This is a genomic window from Agrobacterium larrymoorei, from assembly GCF_030819275.1.
Classification (GTDB): Bacteria; Pseudomonadota; Alphaproteobacteria; order Rhizobiales; family Rhizobiaceae; genus Agrobacterium; species Agrobacterium larrymoorei_B.
On sequence record NZ_JAUTBL010000002.1, the window covers coordinates 2,195,106 to 2,213,580 of the forward strand.

Annotated in this window: 22 protein-coding genes and 1 pseudogene; 16 read left to right on the forward strand and 7 right to left on the reverse strand. The window is 59.2% G+C overall.

Going from position 1 to position 18,475, the window contains the following annotated elements:
* Positions 1–120: 120 nt before the first annotated feature.
* From QE408_RS19240 to arsH, 7 genes are all read left to right on the forward strand, one after another.
* Positions 121–1,098: an HWE histidine kinase domain-containing protein gene (locus QE408_RS19240; RefSeq protein WP_306933937.1), complete on the forward strand. Its 978-nt coding sequence runs from the start codon at positions 121–123 to the stop codon at positions 1,096–1,098.
* Positions 1,099–1,181: 83 nt separating this feature from the next.
* The gene (locus QE408_RS19245) at positions 1,182–1,544 is read left to right on the forward strand and encodes an ArsR/SmtB family transcription factor (RefSeq protein ID WP_306933939.1); all 363 of its coding nucleotides are present in this window, start codon (positions 1,182–1,184) and stop codon (positions 1,542–1,544) included.
* Entirely contained in the window at positions 1,532–1,972 is a 441-nt protein-coding gene (arsN2, locus tag QE408_RS19250; protein ID WP_306933941.1) for an arsenic resistance N-acetyltransferase ArsN2, read from the forward strand. Before QE408_RS19245 ends, arsN2 begins: the two co-directional genes overlap by 13 nt.
* A gap of 14 nt (positions 1,973–1,986) precedes the next feature.
* Positions 1,987–2,196: a hypothetical protein gene (locus tag QE408_RS19255; protein WP_306933943.1), complete on the forward strand. Its 210-nt coding sequence runs from the start codon at positions 1,987–1,989 to the stop codon at positions 2,194–2,196.
* Positions 2,196–3,254, forward strand: a complete 1,059-nt coding sequence (arsB, locus tag QE408_RS19260; RefSeq protein ID WP_306933945.1) for an ACR3 family arsenite efflux transporter — start codon at positions 2,196–2,198, stop codon at positions 3,252–3,254. The genes QE408_RS19255 and arsB overlap by 1 nt, the downstream gene beginning before the upstream one ends.
* Before the next feature lie 2 nt (positions 3,255–3,256).
* Positions 3,257–3,679, forward strand: a complete 423-nt coding sequence (arsC, locus tag QE408_RS19265; protein WP_306933948.1) for an arsenate reductase (glutaredoxin) — start codon at positions 3,257–3,259, stop codon at positions 3,677–3,679.
* Entirely contained in the window at positions 3,636–4,382 is a 747-nt protein-coding gene (arsH, locus tag QE408_RS19270) for an arsenical resistance protein ArsH (protein ID WP_306933951.1), read from the forward strand. Before arsC ends, arsH begins: the two co-directional genes overlap by 44 nt.
* 12 nt (positions 4,383–4,394) lie before the next feature.
* On the opposite strand, the gene arsK is transcribed toward arsH, so the two are convergent.
* The 5 genes from arsK to QE408_RS19295 all read right to left on the reverse strand — a co-directional run bounded on the left by arsK (position 4,395) and on the right by QE408_RS19295 (position 7,981).
* Complete coding sequence (gene arsK, locus QE408_RS19275) at positions 4,395–5,588, reverse strand: arsenite efflux MFS transporter ArsK (RefSeq protein ID WP_306933953.1); 1,194 nt, start codon at positions 5,586–5,588, stop codon at positions 4,395–4,397.
* Positions 5,581–5,940, reverse strand: coding sequence for an ArsR/SmtB family transcription factor (locus QE408_RS19280; RefSeq protein ID WP_306933954.1), 360 nt, complete (start codon positions 5,938–5,940; stop codon positions 5,581–5,583). The genes arsK and QE408_RS19280 overlap by 8 nt, the downstream gene beginning before the upstream one ends.
* Before the next feature lie 112 nt (positions 5,941–6,052).
* A complete protein-coding gene (locus QE408_RS19285) occupies positions 6,053–7,045 on the reverse strand; it encodes an alpha/beta fold hydrolase (RefSeq protein WP_306933956.1) in 993 nt (330 codons plus the stop codon).
* A gap of 77 nt (positions 7,046–7,122) precedes the next feature.
* A complete protein-coding gene (locus QE408_RS19290) occupies positions 7,123–7,539 on the reverse strand; it encodes a DUF2177 family protein (protein WP_306933957.1) in 417 nt (138 codons plus the stop codon).
* Positions 7,540–7,609: 70 nt separating this feature from the next.
* Positions 7,610–7,981, reverse strand: coding sequence for a DUF2147 domain-containing protein (locus QE408_RS19295; RefSeq protein WP_306933960.1), 372 nt, complete (start codon positions 7,979–7,981; stop codon positions 7,610–7,612).
* A gap of 180 nt (positions 7,982–8,161) precedes the next feature.
* On the opposite strand from QE408_RS19295, the gene QE408_RS19300 reads away from it, so the two are divergent.
* From QE408_RS19300 to QE408_RS19310, 3 genes are read left to right on the forward strand one after another with little or no spacing between them, the layout of a single operon-like run.
* Entirely contained in the window at positions 8,162–8,950 is a 789-nt protein-coding gene (locus tag QE408_RS19300; RefSeq protein WP_306933962.1) for a DUF1295 domain-containing protein, read from the forward strand.
* Between the two features lies 1 nt (position 8,951).
* The gene (locus tag QE408_RS19305) at positions 8,952–9,983 is read left to right on the forward strand and encodes an SAM-dependent methyltransferase (RefSeq protein WP_306933964.1); all 1,032 of its coding nucleotides are present in this window, start codon (positions 8,952–8,954) and stop codon (positions 9,981–9,983) included.
* Complete coding sequence (locus QE408_RS19310; RefSeq protein WP_306933966.1) at positions 9,980–10,537, forward strand: hypothetical protein; 558 nt, start codon at positions 9,980–9,982, stop codon at positions 10,535–10,537. The genes QE408_RS19305 and QE408_RS19310 overlap by 4 nt, the downstream gene beginning before the upstream one ends.
* On the opposite strand, the gene QE408_RS19315 is transcribed toward QE408_RS19310, so the two are convergent.
* Positions 10,510–10,719, reverse strand: coding sequence for a hypothetical protein (locus tag QE408_RS19315; RefSeq protein WP_306934877.1), 210 nt, complete (start codon positions 10,717–10,719; stop codon positions 10,510–10,512). The genes QE408_RS19310 and QE408_RS19315 overlap by 28 nt on opposite strands.
* A gap of 246 nt (positions 10,720–10,965) precedes the next feature.
* On the opposite strand from QE408_RS19315, the gene QE408_RS19320 reads away from it, so the two are divergent.
* From QE408_RS19320 to QE408_RS19345, 6 genes are all read left to right on the forward strand, one after another.
* A complete protein-coding gene (locus QE408_RS19320; RefSeq protein ID WP_306933968.1) occupies positions 10,966–12,381 on the forward strand; it encodes a phosphomannomutase in 1,416 nt (471 codons plus the stop codon).
* A gap of 113 nt (positions 12,382–12,494) precedes the next feature.
* Positions 12,495–12,896, forward strand: coding sequence for a group II truncated hemoglobin (locus tag QE408_RS19325; RefSeq protein ID WP_306933969.1), 402 nt, complete (start codon positions 12,495–12,497; stop codon positions 12,894–12,896).
* Positions 12,893–13,261, forward strand: coding sequence for a DUF423 domain-containing protein (locus QE408_RS19330; protein WP_306933970.1), 369 nt, complete (start codon positions 12,893–12,895; stop codon positions 13,259–13,261). Before QE408_RS19325 ends, QE408_RS19330 begins: the two co-directional genes overlap by 4 nt.
* Positions 13,262–13,490: 229 nt before the next feature.
* Positions 13,491–14,747 carry a DUF2254 domain-containing protein gene (locus QE408_RS19335; protein ID WP_306933972.1) on the forward strand — a complete coding sequence of 419 codons (1,257 nt, stop codon included), beginning with the start codon at positions 13,491–13,493 and terminating at the stop codon, positions 14,745–14,747.
* A 218-nt stretch (positions 14,748–14,965) separates the two neighbouring features.
* Positions 14,966–16,489 carry an ABC transporter substrate-binding protein gene (locus QE408_RS19340; RefSeq protein WP_306933974.1) on the forward strand — a complete coding sequence of 508 codons (1,524 nt, stop codon included), beginning with the start codon at positions 14,966–14,968 and terminating at the stop codon, positions 16,487–16,489.
* Between the two features lie 87 nt (positions 16,490–16,576).
* The gene (locus QE408_RS19345) at positions 16,577–17,905 is read left to right on the forward strand and encodes a GH1 family beta-glucosidase (RefSeq protein ID WP_306933976.1); all 1,329 of its coding nucleotides are present in this window, start codon (positions 16,577–16,579) and stop codon (positions 17,903–17,905) included.
* A gap of 147 nt (positions 17,906–18,052) precedes the next feature.
* Here QE408_RS19345 and QE408_RS19350 read toward each other — a convergent pair.
* A pseudogene (locus QE408_RS19350) lies at positions 18,053–18,358 on the reverse strand (DUF2325 domain-containing protein); the annotation flags it as partial.
* Positions 18,359–18,475 lie beyond the last annotated feature (117 nt).

Genomic DNA, 18,475 nt, shown 5'->3' on the forward strand with positions numbered 1-18,475 from the left:
ACGTAACGTCATTAACGAAGTATTGATCGGAACTTCTTCTTCTGTTGCGCCTTAAATAGTTATGGTATTGAATTGACCTGTATTTCTTGCAGACCCGCATCTTACTCAAGGTAATTTCCAGTGCTGGATGGCCCTAATAGCTCTCGCTTTATCACCGCGGCCCTCGCAGCTTCGGACGACTGCATCAAAGTCATAGGACTTGACGGGTCCCTGCAATTCATGAGCGAAGGCGGCCAGCGGGTGATGGAGGTGGACAACTTCTCCCAGTTCCAGGGCTGCCCCTGGCCGGACTTCTGGCAGGGACAGGGTAACGCTGATGCGGTCGCCGCACTGGATGAAGCGCGTGCTGGACGCTCAGCCCGCTTCACCGGCTTCGCCAATACGGCAAAGGGCACACCGCGTTACTGGGACGTTAAGGTTTCTCCGCTTTTCGATGAGCGAGGTACCGTTGAAAGCATCCTTTCCATTTCGAGAGACATCACCGCCTTGAAGGCTTTCGAGGATGAACAGATCCTGTTGCGCAACGAGCTTGCGCACCGCATTAAAAATATCCTCGCCCTCGTACAGGCCGTCGCCTCGCAAACGTTGAAAGACGATGCGGATATGGCGATTGCGAAACCAACCTTCCTCTCGCGCCTGGGCGCGCTCAGCCGCGGGCACGAAATCCTCATCAACGCCCATCACAACCCGACGCAACTGCGCACACTGGCCGAGGCCGTCGTTGCCGAGCACAGCGCAGGCCGCGTTCTCATCGACGGCCCCGAGATCGATCTTTCGGCCAAATGCTCCCTTGCCCTCACCCTCGCCTTCCACGAACTCGCCACCAACGCCTTCAAATACGGCGCGCTCTCCAACGACACCGGCATTGTCTCCCTCACCTGGAAACTCAACGACGACGCCGAACGCCCTACCCTCGATCTCACCTGGAAAGAAACCGGCGGCCCCGAGGTGTTTGAGCCGACCCGTCGTGGCTTTGGATCAAGAATGATCGACAAGGCGCTCTCCTCCTATCTGGGAGGCACGAGCAAGATTGATTTCAACAGAGACGGGCTGGTGTTTTCGCTCTCGGCACCGGTTGCCAATCTGATTGAAAACTGAAGCAATCCACGAGCCCGCGGCGTTCTCCACGCCCGAAACACGCGAGCTGTTGACTCAGATAAAATATCCATTATTCTGGATATATGGATACTAATCTAGCCATCACAGCGCTATCGGCCCTTGCGCAACCCACGCGTCTTGAAACATTCCGTCTCCTCGTGAAGGCGGAGCCCGATGGTGTGGCGGCCGGCGAGCTGGCTCGGTTGGTGGACGTGCCCCAAAACACGATGTCGGCACATCTCGGCATCTTGCAGCGAGCAGGCATCGTGAAAAGCGACCGGCAAAGCCGCTCCATTATCTATCGCGCCGATCTCGATGGTTTTCGTGCGCTGACGCTTTTCCTGCTCAAGGATTGCTGCAACGGCAACGCCGCGCTCTGCGCGCCGCTGATCGCCGATTTGACGCCCTGCTGCGTACCGGAAGGCGCAACGTCATGCCCGAATTGATTCTCCGGCAGATGACCGTGTTGGAAGCGCAACGCAAGGCACTGGAGGCGGAAGGCCTGCTGGTCGAGGATCTCGAAGGGCCCGACCGCAGATATTTTTCCGCGGCCAATGAGGAAGGTCATGTAGTCGGCTATTCTGGCCTTGAGTACTGCGATGAGAAGAATGCTCTTCTGCGCTCGGTCGTCGTCCTGCCAAGCTTCCGCTCGCAGGGGCTCGGACGGAAACTGGTCGAACTGATGCTGGCTGAGGTGCATCCGTCGGCGGACGTCTATCTCGTGACGACAAGTGCTGCGGATTTCTTCGAGAGCATCGGCTTTGCGCGCATTTCACGCGACGCCACACCACAGGCAATCCTATCGACCCGCCAGTTATCGGGCCTCTGCCCGGCCTCGGCGACGGTCATGAAACTGAGCAAGTCACAGACCTGACACGGAACGTGACCATGCCCGACAAGACCCACCCGGCAGCGGTTGTCAAAGCCAAGGCGAAAGTTCAACGGGTCTCGGCGCATGCAGCACGGTCTCTCAAGAACAGTGTCTTGGCATTTTTGGGCCTGCCGATCACATCTACCGACCGTCTCGCCGTCCAACAGAAGCTCAAGCAGATCAAGCGTATGGAAGGGTCTACCATGATCGAGGAAAAGTGCGCCTGATGTCCATGTTCGAACGGTACCTGACCGTCTGGGTCTTTCTGTGCATCATCGTTGGAATTGCCTTTGGCCATCTGACGCCGAACCTCTTCCAGACCATAGGCGCCGCCGAGATCGCCAACGTCAACATTCCGGTTGCCATCCTGATATGGTTGATGGTCATCCCCATGCTGCTAAAGATCGACTTTGGCTCGTTGGCGAAAGTCGGCAGCTATTGGCGCGGCATCGGGGTGACGCTGTTCATCAACTGGGCGGTAAAGCCCTTCTCGATGGCGCTGCTGGGCTGGCTGTTCGTCGGCTGGCTCTTCCGCCCGATGTTGCCCGCCGATCAGATCGACTCGTATATTGCAGGTCTGATCATTCTGGCAGCCGCACCGTGCACGGCCATGGTCTTCGTCTGGTCGAACCTGACAAAGGGCGAGCCGCACTTCACCTTGTCTCAGGTCGCCCTCAATGACGCCATCATGATCGTTGCTTTCGCCCCGATCGTCGCGCTGTTGCTCGGGCTGTCGGCAATCACCGTGCCGTGGGCCACGCTGACGATCTCGGTCATCCTCTACATTCTGATCCCGGTTGCCACCGCGCAGGTCTTGAGAAAGCTGCTGACAGCCGACGGGACGACGCGGTCTCTGGATTTGCTGCTGTCGAAGCTGCAACCTCTCTCACTCGTCGCACTGCTGGCGACACTGGTCCTGCTCTTCGGCTTCCAAGGAGAGCAGATCATCGCGCAGCCTGCCATTATAGGATTACTGGCGGTTCCGATCCTGATCCAGGTGTATCTCAACTCCGGGCTGGCCTACCTGCTGAACCGCATGGCGGGCGAACAACACTGCGTCGCCGGACCTTCAGCCCTTATAGGGGCGAGCAATTTCTTCGAACTTGCTGTCGCCGCAGCCATCAGCCTGTTCGGCTTCCAGTCGGGCGCCACACTCGCAACCGTCGTCGGCGTGCTCATCGAGGTGCCCGTCATGCTGTCCGTCGTCTGGATCGTGAACCGCTCGAAGGGTTGGTACGAGAGCGCCCCATCCGTTTCAAAGAACGCCCAAGCCAAGGAGGCATAATCATGCAGGTCACCATCTATCACAATCCGTCCTGCGGCACCTCGCGCAATACGCTGGCGATGATCCGCAACGCCGGTATCGAACCCACGGTCGTCGAGTATATCCAAACCCCGCCATCACGCGCAGAGTTGAAGGCAATGATCACCGATGCCGGGTTGACGGTCCGGGAAGCGATCCGGGAAAAAGGCACGCCCTATGCCGAGCTCGGGCTGGACGATCCAGCGTTGAGCGACGAGCAGTTGCTGGATGCCATGGTGAAATATCCGATCCTGATCAACCGGCCTTTCGTGGTTACGCCTCTTGGCACAAGGCTGTGCCGCCCGTCGGAAGTGGTGCTCGATATACTGCCGGATAGTCACAAGGGCGCTTTCACCAAGGAAGATGGAGAGCAGGTTCTCGATCAGGAGGGTAAGCGCCTTGTCTAGTCCCCTTCCCGCATTGCAGGACGAGCATCTACATCCGATAGAGCCGCATGCCCTGCGGCCTTCATTCTCGACGCACGGCCCGCGCATTCTCATACTCTATGGATCGCTGAGAGAAGTATCCTATAGCAGGCTCCTCGCCTTCGAGGTCCGGTGCCTGCTGGAGCATTTGGGGTGCGAAGTGCGGTTGTTCGATCCTGCTGGACTTCCGCTTCCGGATGAAGCACCAGCCAGTCATCCCAAGGTGCAGGAACTACGCGACCTCTCGCAGTGGTCGGAGGGGCAGGTCTGGATCAGCCCGGAGCGCCACGGCGCCATGACCGGCATTATGAAATCCCAGATCGACTGGATTCCCTTGTCTGTCGGCTCCGTCCGTCCGACGCAGGGCAAGACGCTCGCCGTGATGGAGGTTTCTGGCGGCAGCCAGTCTTTCAATGCCGTCAACCAGATGCGCATTCTCGGTCGCTGGATGCGGATGATCACCATTCCCAACCAGTCTTCGGTCGCCAAGGCGTTTCAGGAATTCGATGCCGAGGGGCGGATGAAGCCATCTTCCTACTATGATCGCGTCGTCGATGTCTGTGAGGAACTGGTGAAGTTCACCCTTCTGACACGCGATGCCTCACCCTATCTGACCAGCCGTTACAGCGAGCGAAAGGAAGAAGCAGCCGCACTTGAGAAGCGGGTGTCTCTGAACTCCATCTGACCGGCGGCGCGCTTACGCCGCCTCAGCCCGGCATGAGCGCGCGACAATGACGAAAGCAGCAATGCTGAGCGCGCCAAGTCCTGCATTTGCCGCAAGCGCAAAGCTCAGGCCCACATTTTCCATCGCGGCAGCAAAGGCGAATGGCGCGAAAGCGCCGACCGCAAGCCGTGCCGCGGTCAGTTTGCCGGTCATTGCGCCATAGCCTTCCGAGCCGGCGAGATAAAGCGGCAGGCTCCCCTGCGCAATACTGTTGATGCCGGAGCCAAGCCCGAGACAGATGGCAAAGGCCACCGCACCCGGCAACCAGTCTGCGCTGAGCAGCAGCATCACCACCCCGGACACGATCAGCACCGCGGACAAAACGGCAAGGCCCGGCGGCGAAAGACGCTTTCCAAACACCATGTTGATCAGGCGGCTCAGAACCTGGGCCGGGCCGAAGAGAGAACCGATCACGACAGCGGCAGCACCCAGCCCGATCGATCCCAGCATAGGCACCATATGGGCCAGCATGGCGGAAAGCGTAAATCCGAGAAGCGCGAAAGCGATGGAGACGATGAGCATGGTCTGCTGGCGCATATGCGGCGGAACGGCGCCGACGACGGTCGGTTTCGCGCGAGCGGGCAAACCGCGCGCCGTCTTGCCAAGGCTCCTGATCCAGACATGCAGCGGCATGCAGACAACAAGGTTGAGCGCCGCAAAGACGAGATAGATTTCACGCCAGGAAAGATGGCTGGCAAGCACGCTGGAGATGGGCCAGAAGATCGTCGACGCAAAGCCGCCTATCAGCGTCAGATAGGTGATGCTCCGTGAGGCGCTATGGGCATCGCTCTCCACCAGCGTGGCGAAGGCCGCCTGATATTGCACCATGCCGGACGAAACCTCGAGCAGGATGATGGCAATGGCAAACGTCGCAACCGAAGGTGCCGCGGCGCACAGCACGAGCATCACCGATGCCAGCGCGGACCCGACCGCCATGATGGTTGCCGCACCCAGCCGGTCCATCTGCCTGCCGATGTAGATTGCCGACAGCCCGCCGATAAAAAGGGAAACGGAGAACACCCCGAATACCTGCGCCAGCGAAAGCCCGAGATCCTGCGCCATGCCGGGCGCCAGGATGCTGAAGCTGTAATAGAGCGTGCCATAGCCGATGATCTGCGTCAGGCCGAGTGCTGAAACGACAGAGGCCGGAATGCGAGACTTATCCAACGACGTTCACTCTTTCAGCAGCGTTAAAACGATCCTCGGACGACGCAACGTTCGCCCGAATTGCGGAATGGCCAGCGCAGCAGTCTTCCATCAGGAAGGTCACAAGCTCGGCAAGCGTCTCGAAACTGGCACGATAGATGATGGAGCGTGACACCCGTTGCTGGTTGATCAGCCCGGACCGTTCCAGTTCCTTGAGGTGGAATGAGACATTGGTGGCAGAAACGCCCATGCGTTCGGCAATTTTACCGGCCGCAAGTCCATCCGGCCCAGCGACGACCAGAGCGCGCACAATCGCGAGCCGGGTTTGCTGAGCCAGTGCCGCAAAAGATGAAAGCGCCTGGCGCTCGTCCATACTTCAACAATCCTTGAATTATTGGATTGGTGCATAGCTCAGGATCAGGATAAAGGCAAGCTCGCTCCTGCATCGCGTCTTTGAATGCCGCGTTATTCTTCGGAAGCGCTCGCTATTTATCGCTCGCAATCTTGCTTTCGAGCGTCCTGGCGATCGACTTCAGATTGCGGGGCTTTCCGGCGATTTTCTCGATCGCTGCGACGGCAAGATCACGCGCCACATAATCCGATTTGTGACCGAGATTGTGGACGACGATGAGTTCGGCCCCCGGCACGTCACGGGCAAGATGCTTGGAGTGGATCTCGGTGGAAACCACACTGTCCTTGTCTCCCGCAATGATGATCGTCTCTGCCTTGATCTGCCGGTAATTTGGAGAGGCGTCTTTTGCCCAGCCGTTCAGCGCGCCCACTTCCTGGGCGTTGTGACGGAAGGCGACAGGGCGCAGCGCACGGTAAGCCTTGGTCTTCGAGACATAATCGGACGGCATCGGGTTCGGAGCGAAGACACCCTTCACCGCCCCATTCAGGGCAAACAGTCCCGCAGGCGGGGCAATCAACGTGCTGAAGAACAGTCCCGTTACGGGCGCGCGCGCCGCATCATAATACCAGCTGATACCGCCCGGCCATGGGTAGAGCGCCGGAGAGAGAAACACGAGCCCTTCGACCATGTCCTTGTGACGCAGCGCGAAGGCCGCTGTGATCGCGCCGCCGAAGGAATGGCCGACGATGATCGCCTTGCGAATGCCGCGCTTCTTCATCACTTGGGCTATTGCATCGGCCTGTGCATCCGGCAGGATATTGTCCTTCGGCCCGATATCGGAAAGACCGTGCCCGGGCCGGTCGACGAAGAGCAAGGTCGCGCGTCCTTCCAGTGGCTCGCGGAAGGCATAGAGCGGATCGCAAAGGCTGGTGCTGGCGCCATGGATGAAGACAATCGGCGGCAGATCGGCCTTCTTTCCGGCGGACAGAAGAATGCTGTTCAGCTTGTAGCCACCGACATCCACCCTTGCCTCGCCCTTGCTCGGGCTATCCGATGCAGCAATCGCAGGCGTCATCATGCTCATGGCGAGAACCGTTCCGAGCATCGGCAGAAAACTGTTGGGCATGATCGTCCTGAGAAAAGAAACAGTATCGCGTCTTGAACCCGGCCATCCTGAAACGCAAGACGCAGATGGCCGGGTCCTTAATGGGCGGAACGCCCATTCAGCTTTCCAGTCAGCCAGCAGGAACAGAACGCCGTCGCCGCGGAAAGAACCGATCCCCATATAAGATCGGCAATGGTAAGTGTGGTCGGCCAGGTCACCAGCGTCGCCTGGTTGGTGAGATCATAGGTGCCATAGGCGGCAAAGCCGAAGAATGCGCCGTTGCGCAGCGCCACCACCAAACGGCGCTGGTCCAGACCGGGAAGAACGGCAAAGAAGGTCAAGGCCGCACAATAGATAAGATAGAAGAGAATGGCGGGCACAAGGCGGAACTGCGGCGCCAGAAGATCACCCAGAAGCGGGCGATAGAGCAGGTCCGCCATGGTGCTGAGCCATACCGCATCGATGGCCAGGAAAAAGACCATGGTTGCGATATAGGCGATGACGAACCGTTTCATGAAAATTCCCGCTGTTTTGAGCAAGTCTGGATGCAAACGGCTTATCGCCTTCGCACCCGTTGCGTCAGGATCACTTGATGCGCGTCCAGTTGACGCCCTTGCAGATAATGCCGGCGAGAACGCAGCCCTTGGTCGTCATGCTGTTGCCTTTCACAGAAACCGTCAGCTTGTAGGTCAAGTCGCGCTGCGGGTCGAAAGCAGTGCCGGAATATTCGCCGTTGGATGTCGGCTTGATGCTCATCACCAGCTTGTCGCCGGTCTTTTCCTTCGGCGTGCCCGGCTTGATCCAGGTATTGACCGCGCAGATATCGGAGCCGCATGGCCCGATCTGGACCTTGGCATTGCCATCGCCGCGCGCCCACTGGCCTTCGATCGTATCTGCAAACGCACTGCCGCCGCTCAAAGCAAGGGCGAGGATGGACAGTCTAAGAACCGTTTTCATGCGGAAATCCTCCAACAATAGGCTGTCTGCGCGACGTGATGACGACAACAACGCGCCGGCTATGATTTCGGATCACAAGAAATCATCGGAGAAATTTTTTTCTTTTGCCAGGAAACCGCGCCCCCTCATCCTCCGTAGATTTGGCAGACTTATCATGCCGATCACGGAAAGAACCTTCCTATGGATGTCCTCTTCCTGTTTCTGATTGCCCTTGGCCTGTCGCTTGCCATGATGGCGGCCTGGGCTGTGCAACGCCAAACCGGCGCCAGCGGCTGGATCGATACGATCTGGTCCTTTGCCGTCGGCATTGGCGGTATCGTCGCCATCGTCATTGCCGATGGCACGCCGGAGCGCAGGCTTGCCGCCTTCCTGCTCGTGGCCGTATGGTCCATCCGGCTGGGCAGCCATATCGGCTCTCGCACAAAAGGCGGCGGTGAAGATCCGCGTTACGCCAAGCTTGTCGAGGAATGGGGCGATAACGCCTCCAAACGTCTCTTCCTGTTCCTGCAGATCCAGGCACTTGCCGGGTTCATCCTTGTCCTTGCCATCTATCTGGCCGCCTTCAACACTGCCACCTTTCCGCGCTCGCTGGATCTCATCGCCGTCGTCATCGGTCTTTTGGCCATTGCAGGCGAAGCGCTTTCGGATCGGCAGCTGGCGCGCTTTCGCAAGAAGCCGGAAGCCAAGACCGAAGTCTGCGAAGAAGGCCTTTGGCGCTATTCCCGTCACCCCAACTACTTCTTCGAGTGGCTCTATTGGTGCTCATGGCCGCTGCTGGCGTTGACGGGCCCCTCGCCTTTCGCCTGGGCAGCGCTTCTGGCACCTGTCTTGATGTACTGGCTACTCGTCCATGCGTCGGGCATTCCGCCGCTGGAAGACCACATGCTGCGTTCGCGCGGCGAAAAATTCCGCGCGCTGCAGCGCCGCGTCAACGCATTTTTCCCCGGTCCACGCAAAGAGGAGGCATGACATGAACATGTTGGCATTCGCCATCAACGCAGCTGAAAAGGCACCGCTTTCCGACAGCCTGACGCTGACCGGTATCGACTTTCTCTGCAACCGCACCAAGCGCCGGCTGGAGAAAGTGCCGGAGAGCACGGAAGCGGCCTTTGCCCGCGACATGGCGGATTTCCCGGTCGCCACCCACACCGATGAAGCCAACCGACAGCATTACGAAGTGCCGGCCGAGTTCTTCTCGCTGGTGCTTGGGCCGCAGCGAAAATATTCCTGCTGCTATTACCTGGGCGATTCCAGCGCGCTCGCCGATGCAGAAACCGCGGCACTGGCTGAAACCGTCAAGCACGCCGATATCAATGACGGAATGGACATTCTGGAGCTTGGCTGCGGCTGGGGTTCGCTGTCGCTTTATCTCGCGCGGCAGTTTCCCAATGCCCGCATTACCTCAGTCTCGAATTCCTCATCGCAGCGCGCCTATATCGTCGGTGAGGCCGAGCGCCAGGGCCTCTCCAATCTCACCGTCATCACGGCGGATATGAACGACTTTTCCCCATCCGGCACCTATGACCGCATCGTCTCTGTGGAAATGTTCGAGCACATGTCCAACTGGCAGACCCTGTTTGAGCGCACCAATGGCTGGCTGAAGGCGGATGGCAGGCTGTTCATCCACGTCTTCACCCACAAGAACCGCTCCTACCGCTTCGATCCGAACGACCCCGCCGATTGGATCGCGCATCACTTCTTCACCGGCGGCATCATGCCAGCACACGATCTGCCTCATCGCTTCCAGGATGTTTACGCGGTGGAAGCCGAATGGCGCTGGTCCGGCACGCATTACCGCCGCACCGCCATGGACTGGCTTGCCAATTTCGACCGGGAGTCGGGCAAGATCACGCCGATCCTCCAGCGCGTTTACGGCAAGGACGCGACGCTCTGGCACCGCCGCTGGAGACTGTTCTTTCTCGCCACCGCAGGCCTGTTCGGCCATGACAAGGGCGACGTCTGGGGCGTTGGCCACTATCTGCTGAAACCGGTTGGCAAATGACCGGCAAGGGCGAAAGCGTGACACAGGACGCGTTGACGGCAGCGACCGTCACCGTCGCCTGGGTCATCGTCGCCAACAAACCCTTCTACCCGCCGACGATCTGGTGGATCATCGGCAATGGCGTCGAGGCGGCATGGCTCAGCGTGCTGTCCATGCCCTTTTTTCTCGCCATCCCTTTTATCGCCAGGCGCTCGGCACTCGCGGCAAGAATTGCGCTTCCGGTCATCGGCACCATCGACACAGTGTTCGAAACCAAGCTCTTCGGTACGGGATCGGGCACGGAGCTGTTCTTCGCCGCCTGCATCATGCTGGTGGCACTGTCTTTCCGGGCAGGCGAAAAGCTTTGGCAGATCGGCCTGACGGGCTTCGTCTTTGCCGGCTTTCTGACGACGCGCTACCTCATCGGCGATGCGCTGCACGTCTGGAGCGCCGAAGATCTAAGTAAGCTCTTCAACCTCAATGCCTTTGCGGTTGCCTGCCTCACCGCCTTCATCGCGCTGCGCTATTCTGGCATTCGCGGTGCGGATCACTCCTCCGGCACCAGCCCGTCATAGACCTCCAGAAGCGCTGCGGAGATGGCCGCACCCAGCGCATTCGCCGCATCGCGGATCTCCTCTTCCTTGCCATCGCGTGAGGCGATCGCCAGCGCCGAGGCCTCGACGGCGATGATCTCCTTGGCGCGCTCAATGGCCCAAAGGCCAAAATCGCCGCGGTTATCGATCGATACAGTGTCCATCACTTTGTCATCCCTTGGAAGCAATACGCCGATATGGAGCAGTGCCAGAAAAAGTCTGTAAGCAAAAAGGCCTGCAAAAGCCACCATATGCAGCCATTGGGAGGGGATCGACACCTCTTTGACGTTAACGCAATACCGTCTTTCCTGATGACAGACCGGGATCAATGCCGCATGTTCCGGGTTAGAAAACATGTAAGCCCGCCTCTCGGGTTGCAAATCGATTTTGGAACAAGGAGCTTTTTTGAGATGAGTTTGAAGTTTGGAACGAGCGGTCTGCGCGGCCTGTCGGAAGATCTGAAGGGCAAGGCGTCCGCCCTTTATGCCACAGCCTTCGCCCATCATCTTCTGAACTCAGGCTTGGCGCAGCAAGGCGACCCGATCCTCATCGGCCAGGATTTTCGCGATTCGAGCCCGGCGATTGCCGCAAGCTGCATCGGCGCGCTGAAGGCCGCCGGCCTCAAGCCGCTCGATTGCGGCGCACTGCCGACCCCGGCTCTCGCGCTCTATGGCCTGTCTCTCAAGGCAGCGGCGCTGATGATCACCGGCTCTCACATTCCCGCAGACCGCAACGGCATCAAGTTCTACCGCCCGGATGGCGAAATCGACAAGCAGGACGAGACCGCGATTGCCGATCTCGCCGCAAGCCTGAAGCAGGACGCGCTGACAGTTGAAGAAGGCACCGCCGAAGACCGCGGCGCGCAGGCCACCGAACTCTTTTACGAGCGCAATATCGGTCTGCTGCGTGACAATGCGCTGAAAGGCCTGAAGATCGGCGTCTATCAGCACAGCACCGTGGCGCGCGATCTCTTTGTCGACGTGCTGGCCCATTACGGCGCCGAAGTCGTGGCACTCGGCCGCTCGGAAAGCTTCATCCCGGTCGATACCGAAGCCGTCTCTCCGGAGACGCTGGAGAAGCTGAAAGCCTGGGCGCCGGAGCATGGCCTGGATGCGATCGTGTCCGCCGATGGCGATGGCGACCGGCCTTTGCTTGCCGATGAGACCGGCACGCCGCTGCGTGGTGATCTTATCGGACTTATCACCTCGAACTTCCTCAAGGCGAGCGTCGTCGTCACACCCGTCACCTCTAATTCCGGCATCGAGGCGGCGGGTAACTTCAAGGTGGTGCGCACCAAGGTCGGCTCGCCCTTCGTCATCGCCGGCATGACCGATGCGCTGTCGGAAGGCAGCGATCATGTGGTCGGCTTCGAGGCCAATGGCGGCTTCCTGACGGCAACGCCCTTTACCCTGCATGGCAAGCAGATCGCACCGCTTCCCACCCGCGACTGCTTCCTGCCGATCCTCGCGACGCTGCAATTGAAGGCAAGCGAAGGCAAAACTCTCTCCGAGGTTGCCGCCGCCTACTCGCTGCCTGTCGCAGCCGCCGATCGCCTGCAGGATTTCGCCCAGGAGAAGAGTTCGGCTCTGATGGAGCATCTGCGTGCCTCGCGCAGCAATCTCGAAGCGTTCCTCGAGCCAGTCGGCGCGGTCCAGTCCACGAGCGATATCGACGGCCTGCGGGTGACACTCACCAACGGCAACACCATCCACTTCCGTCCCTCCGGCAATGCCCCGGAAATGCGCTGCTATGTGGAAGCCGCCAATGAAGACGAAGCCAATGCGCTGCTGAATCAGGGCCTCGACCTGATCCGCAATTTCGGCTGATCGTATCTGACGATCATCAGGATGCGGCAGCACAAATTGCCGCATCCCGGCCTTTCCATTTGCACTTTCCTCGAGGACGCGCCAAAAGCGAAGCGAACGGAGACGGCTCAGGCGTGGCAGACGATACGATCACTCTCTATGAAGCCATCGGTGGGGACGCCACCGTGCGGGCGCTCACGCGCCGCTTCTATCAATTGATGGACACGCTGCCGGAAGCCGCCAATTGCCGCGCCATCCATCCGGCCGATCTTTCCCGCAGTGAAAGCAAGTTCTACGACTACCTGACCGGCTATCTCGGCGGGCCACCTGTCTATGTGAAAAAATACGGCCACCCCATGCTCCGCCGCCGCCACTTCGTCGCACCGATCGGCGCCAAGGAACGCGATGAGTGGCTGCTCTGCTTCCGCCGCGCCATGGACGAGACGATCGAAAACCCGAAGTTGCGCGAGATCATTTGGGCTCCGGTGGAAAAACTGGCCTTTCACATGCAAAATCAGGACGAGGCTCAGTCATGAACCAGGGGATCCTGAAAGCCGGAACACTGTTTCTCAGCGGCGTGCTGGGCGCATCCGGCGTCGCACTCGCTGCCGCCGCCACCCATACGGGCGCAACCTTGATGCTCGGTAACGCCTCTGCCATGTGTCTTGCCCATGCGCCGGTGCTTCTCGGTCTTCATCTCGGCTGGGCGCGCATCAAGACCGCCCTACCCTCGGCTCTTCTGCTGGGTCTTGGAACCGCGCTCTTTGCCGGCGATCTCGTCTCCAAGCATTTCACCGGCGAAAGCCTCTTTCCCATGGCCGCCCCCGCAGGCGGTCTCGGCATGATTTTTGGCTGGTTGACGCTGGCAGCCTCCGCCCTTTTTCCATCTGCGAGAGACTGATACCGCGCAGTAAAATCAATGCTTTAGCGACTGTTTCCGCCGACACGGCAAATTATCTGATCCACAGTAAAACCCGTCTCACCCGTCCAGCGCGGCGTGACCGTAAACGCGCCAGCGCGAAGTACGGAACGCCATCGGCGTGACGCCGTTATCGCTCTGGCGAAGAATATCGGTGAGGCCGTATCGTCAGCGATTATGGACGATCGGCTTGCAATGAGGCGGGGGTTATATGACATCGAAATGGCAGTGGTGGCTCAACCAGATCGTGCGGCGAATATGGTTCAGAGCCACACTGTTCTCGGTTGGAGGGGTGGTGACCGCACTTCTCGCCGTCGCCTTCTCCTCTTACATTCCAGCAGACCTTCCGGCGAAGATAGGTGCCGAGGCTGTCGATAAGATCCTCGGCATCATCGCTTCGAGCATGCTGACGGTCACCACCTTCTCATTGAGCACGATGGTCGCCGCCTACTCGGCCGCAACCAACAATGTCACGCCGCGGGCCACCAAGCTCGTGATGGAAGACAGCACGACACAAAACGTCCTGGCCACCTTCGTCGGCTCGTTCCTCTTCAGCCTCGTCGGCATTATCGCGCTCGCAACCGGAGCCTATGGAGACCAGGGTCGCGTCATCCTTTTCGTGGTCACGATCGGCGTCATCATTCTCATTATCGTCACCCTGCTTCGATGGATCGATCATCTGTCACGCCTCGGGCGTGTTACGGAAACGACGGAGCGCGTCGAAAAGGCGACCATAGAAGCCCTTCGGTCTTGGATGAAAAGCCCGTACCTGGGTGGAAAACGGCTGGAGGAGAACGATCCGAGGCTGAGCGCGCCGAACACGCCTGTGCACCAGTCAAAGGTCGGCTACGTCCAGCATGTGGATGGAGGCGTGCTGGGGCAAATTTCGGAAGAGTTCGACGTGGACATCGCAGTGGTGGCGATAGCCGGCAAGCTGGTTGCCCCGAACATCCCTCTCGCCTGGATCGTTGGCGATGTCGATGAAGAGGTGCAAAAGCGGATAGCATCGGCGTTTACGATCGGGGATGTCCGCTCCTTCGATCAGGATCCCCGTTTCGGTGCCGCGGTTCTGGCTGAAATCGCGTCCAGGTCATTGTCGCAGGCCATCAACGATTCCGGCACTGCCATCGACCTGATATCCAGATACATCCGTGTGCTGACCGTCTGGGATGAACATTCCGATGAAAGCGATGTGCAATATCCGAGGCTGCATGTCGCACCCATCAGGCTCGAAGATTTCTTCGATGATCTCTTCATTCCGCTGGCCCGAGATGGCGCCGCTATTCTCGAGGTGGGTATTCGATTGCAGAAGGCGTTCATCACCCTATCCGGCTTCCGTCACCACGAGTTCAAACGCATTGCGGCTCAACATTCAAAAAGCGCAATCAAGCGTGCCGAAGCAACATCGATGATTGAAGAAGACCTGGACAAGCTTCGGCTCACCGCTGGCTTGTTCGGTGCCGCATAGGACAGGGCAGCGATCGGCTCTTACGGTAAGGATAAGGTTTCGTCGCGTGATCGCCATCAGACACGTGTCGCCTCGCGTCGATCTTCATGACATCCAGCCAACTCTGCCCCATCCGATTATTTGCGCGCAAACGCATTTGACAACGCCTCTCATCCCGCTACAGTATGACGCAATAAGAACTCATATTCCATTACTACGGATTAATAAGAGGGAACGTCATGCTTAAACGCACTTTGCTTGCAGCCTCCTTGCTGTTATTGCCTGCCATCTCTACTCCGTCTTTTGCCAGCGGCGTAATCGACGTGGCCACCATCGGCGAGCCGCCGACGCTCGACCCGATGGCCTCGACGGCCGACGTGGTCGGTATGATCACCCAGCACGTTTTCGAGACTCTTTTCACATTCGATGCTGAGTGGACGCCCATTCCACTTCTGGCCGCAACGATGCCAACCGTATCCGCCGACGGCAAGACCTATGACATCACCTTGCGCAAGGGCATCAAGTTTCACGACGGCTCCACCATGACATCCGCCGATGTCGTCGCCTCGCTGGAGCGCTGGACCAAGATCGCATCGCGCGGAAAGCAGGTCGCTCCCTATATCAGCGCCATCACAGCCAAGGGCGACGATGCCATCCATATCGTGCTGAACAAGCCTTATGCGCCGTTGCTGTCGCTTCTGGCCTTCAACAACTCCGCCGCCGTCATCATGCCGAAGGCAAACCTTGCCGAAGACCCGCTGACGAAGATCATCGGTACCGGTCCCTACATGCTGAAAGAGCGCAAGGCCGACCAATATATCCAGCTCGTCCGCTTCGATGGCTACCAATCGCTTTCCGAAGCGCCGAACGGCTTTGGCGGCGCCCGCAAGGCCATCCTCGATGAAATCCGCTTCGTGCCCGTACCCGATGCCAATACCCGCCTTGAGGGCGCGGTTTCCGGTCAGTTCGATTACGCCGACTCGCTTGCACCTGAAACCTTCGATCGCCTGAAGGCGTCGACCGCATCGGAACCAGTGGTATTGAAGCCCTATGGTGCGCCGGTTCTCGTCATGAACACCAAGGAAGGTGTGTTGGCGAACAAGGAGATGCGCCACGCCATCCAGGAAGCCTTGAACCCCGAAGACATGCTGCTTGCTGCATTCGGCAATCCGGAATTCTTCGCCGTCGATGGCGCGCTCTATCCGAAGGCCTATATCTGGCACACTGAAGAAGGTATCGCGCGCTACGGCGACGGCAATCCCGAAGCTGCAGCGGCCATGGCCAAGAAGGCCGGGTACGACGGCGAAAAGCCGATCCGCATCCTGACCAGCCGCCAATATGAATTCCATTACAAGATGGCGCAGGTCGCTGCCGAATATCTGAAGGCCGCGGGCTTCAAGGTCGAACTCGGCGTCTTCGATTGGGCAACACTGACCACCCGTCGCGCTGATCCGAAACTATGGGACATCTTCATCACGCACGGCCCGTTCCCGCCGGAGCCGGTTCTCAACGGCTGGATGTCCGACAGCTATCCTGGCTGGTGGTCGACACCAGAGAAGGCCGCAGCGGTCGCACCCTTCATCGCAGAATCCGACCCGGAAAAGCGCAAGGTCCTCTTCGCCGAAATCCAGAAGGTCTTCTACGAAGACGCGCCGGTCTACAAGGTGGGCGATTTCAACGCGCTGAGCGCGAAAAAGAAGACCTTGAAGGACTTCAAGCCTTCGCCATGGCCCTACTTCTGGAATGTCAGCACCAGCAAGTGATCCCTCCCGGATCGTGACCCAGTGGGTGTCTCGCGCTGATCCGCGGGGCACCCTCCCAGCATCCTTCATCGATAACGAGCATCTGTCATGACGCGTTCTTTTCCCAAGGACTTTCTCTGGGGTGTCGCCGCCTCCGCCTTCCAGACCGAAGGCGCCGTCAACAAGGATGGCCGCGGCCAGAGCGTCTGGGATGTCTATGCCCACACGCCGGGCCGCACCACGAATGGCGAGACCGCCGACATCGCCTGCGACCACTACCACCGCTATCCGGAAGATATCGGCCTGATGAGCGGTCTCGGCGTGGGCGCCTATCGCCTGTCGACCGCATGGCCGCGGATCTTTCCGCAAGGCTCCGGTCAGGTGAACCAGCGCGGGCTCGATTTCTACGACCGCGTCATCGATCTTCTGCTGCATGAAGGCATCGAACCGTGGATTTGCCTGCACCACTGGGACATGCCCGTGGCGGTGGAAGAAAAGGGCGGCTGGCGCTCGCGCGAAACGCCGAAGATTTTCGCCGACTACGCCGCGACGATTGCCCGCCATTTTGGCGACCGCGTCAAACGCTTTGCCCCAATCAACGAACCAAACGTCATTCCCTGGGTCGCCTATAATGTCGGCCGTCACGCGCCAGGCAAGCAGTCCTATGACGACAGCCTGAAGGCCATTCACACGCTGAACCTCGCCCACGGTTATTCGGTCAAGGCGGTTCGCGCAGAGGCGCCCAAGGCAGAGGTCGGCAACATCGTCTCGCTCGGTCCGGTGCGCCCGCATTACGACGATGCCGCTCACGAGGAAGCCCGCATTCTGGGCGACTGCCTGTGGCGCCGCGTAACCGTCGATCCGCTCTGGCTCGGCACCTATCCAGAGCCGATCGCCAAGGAAATGGAGCCGCTGATCCTTGGCGACGACATGGCCGATATCAGCCAGAAGATGGATTTCTTCGGCCTCAACCACTACAATCCCGTCTTCGTCGGCCCCAACAAGAACACCACCTTCGGCGTCGCCGAGACCGCCCCACCCACCGGCATGGGCCCGCTCACCGATGTCAACTGGGTTGTCGATCCGCAAGCCTTCCTCGAACAGATCCGCGATACCAGCGAGCGCTACAACAAGCCGACCATCTACATCACCGAAAACGGCGCATCCTATCCCGACGCGCTGGGCCCGGATCGCAAGGTCATCGACAAGGATCGTATCGCCTATTTCGAAGGCTACCTGAACGTTCTCCTCGACGCGCTGGAAGAAGGCCACGATATCAAAGGCTATTTCGCCTGGTCTCTAATGGACAATTTCGAATGGGGCCGCGGTTATTCGAAACGCTTCGGCCTGGTCTATGTGGACTATCCGACACTTCAGCGTATTCCGAAGGCGTCCTATCACTGGCTGAGCGATGTGATCCGGAAGAACGCGTTGTAGAAACTATGTTTCACCACATTGAGGTAGGCACAATAAGCCTCAGACCTCTCCTCCGTCATCCTCGGGCTTGACCCGAGGATCCACGATTTCAACGACTTATCGATAGTGGGGGGTACCCGCAGACGTCATCCGGGGCCGCATCATCCCTTAATTCGCACCGCGCTCGTTCATCGTCTGCAGCGCGCGTTCAAGGCTGGACTTGCTGCCATTCCTCAAAGGGATAAACGTCTTACCGAACTTCTTGCAGCCGGATTTGACGCGCAGGCACGCGTCATGGCTGATACAGTCGATGGGGCAGAAGACGCAATCGACGGAAGGCAGCAGCGTGTCGATGCGGGACACGGCTTCGCGCAGGCCCCCATCATGGTGGATCAACTCGGCATCGAAGTTGCTGGCGATCTGGCGCAGATGCGCAACCTGGCAATCGCGCCCGCCGACATAAAGAAAGCTTTTCGGACCGGCGGGTGCCTGTTGCTGGACGGACGTGTCTGGCGATTGAGAGCGGTCATCCTGCTTGCCCCGAACTGCCTTCTTTTTCTCTTTCCGCGCCATGCCTCACCTTGCCATTGA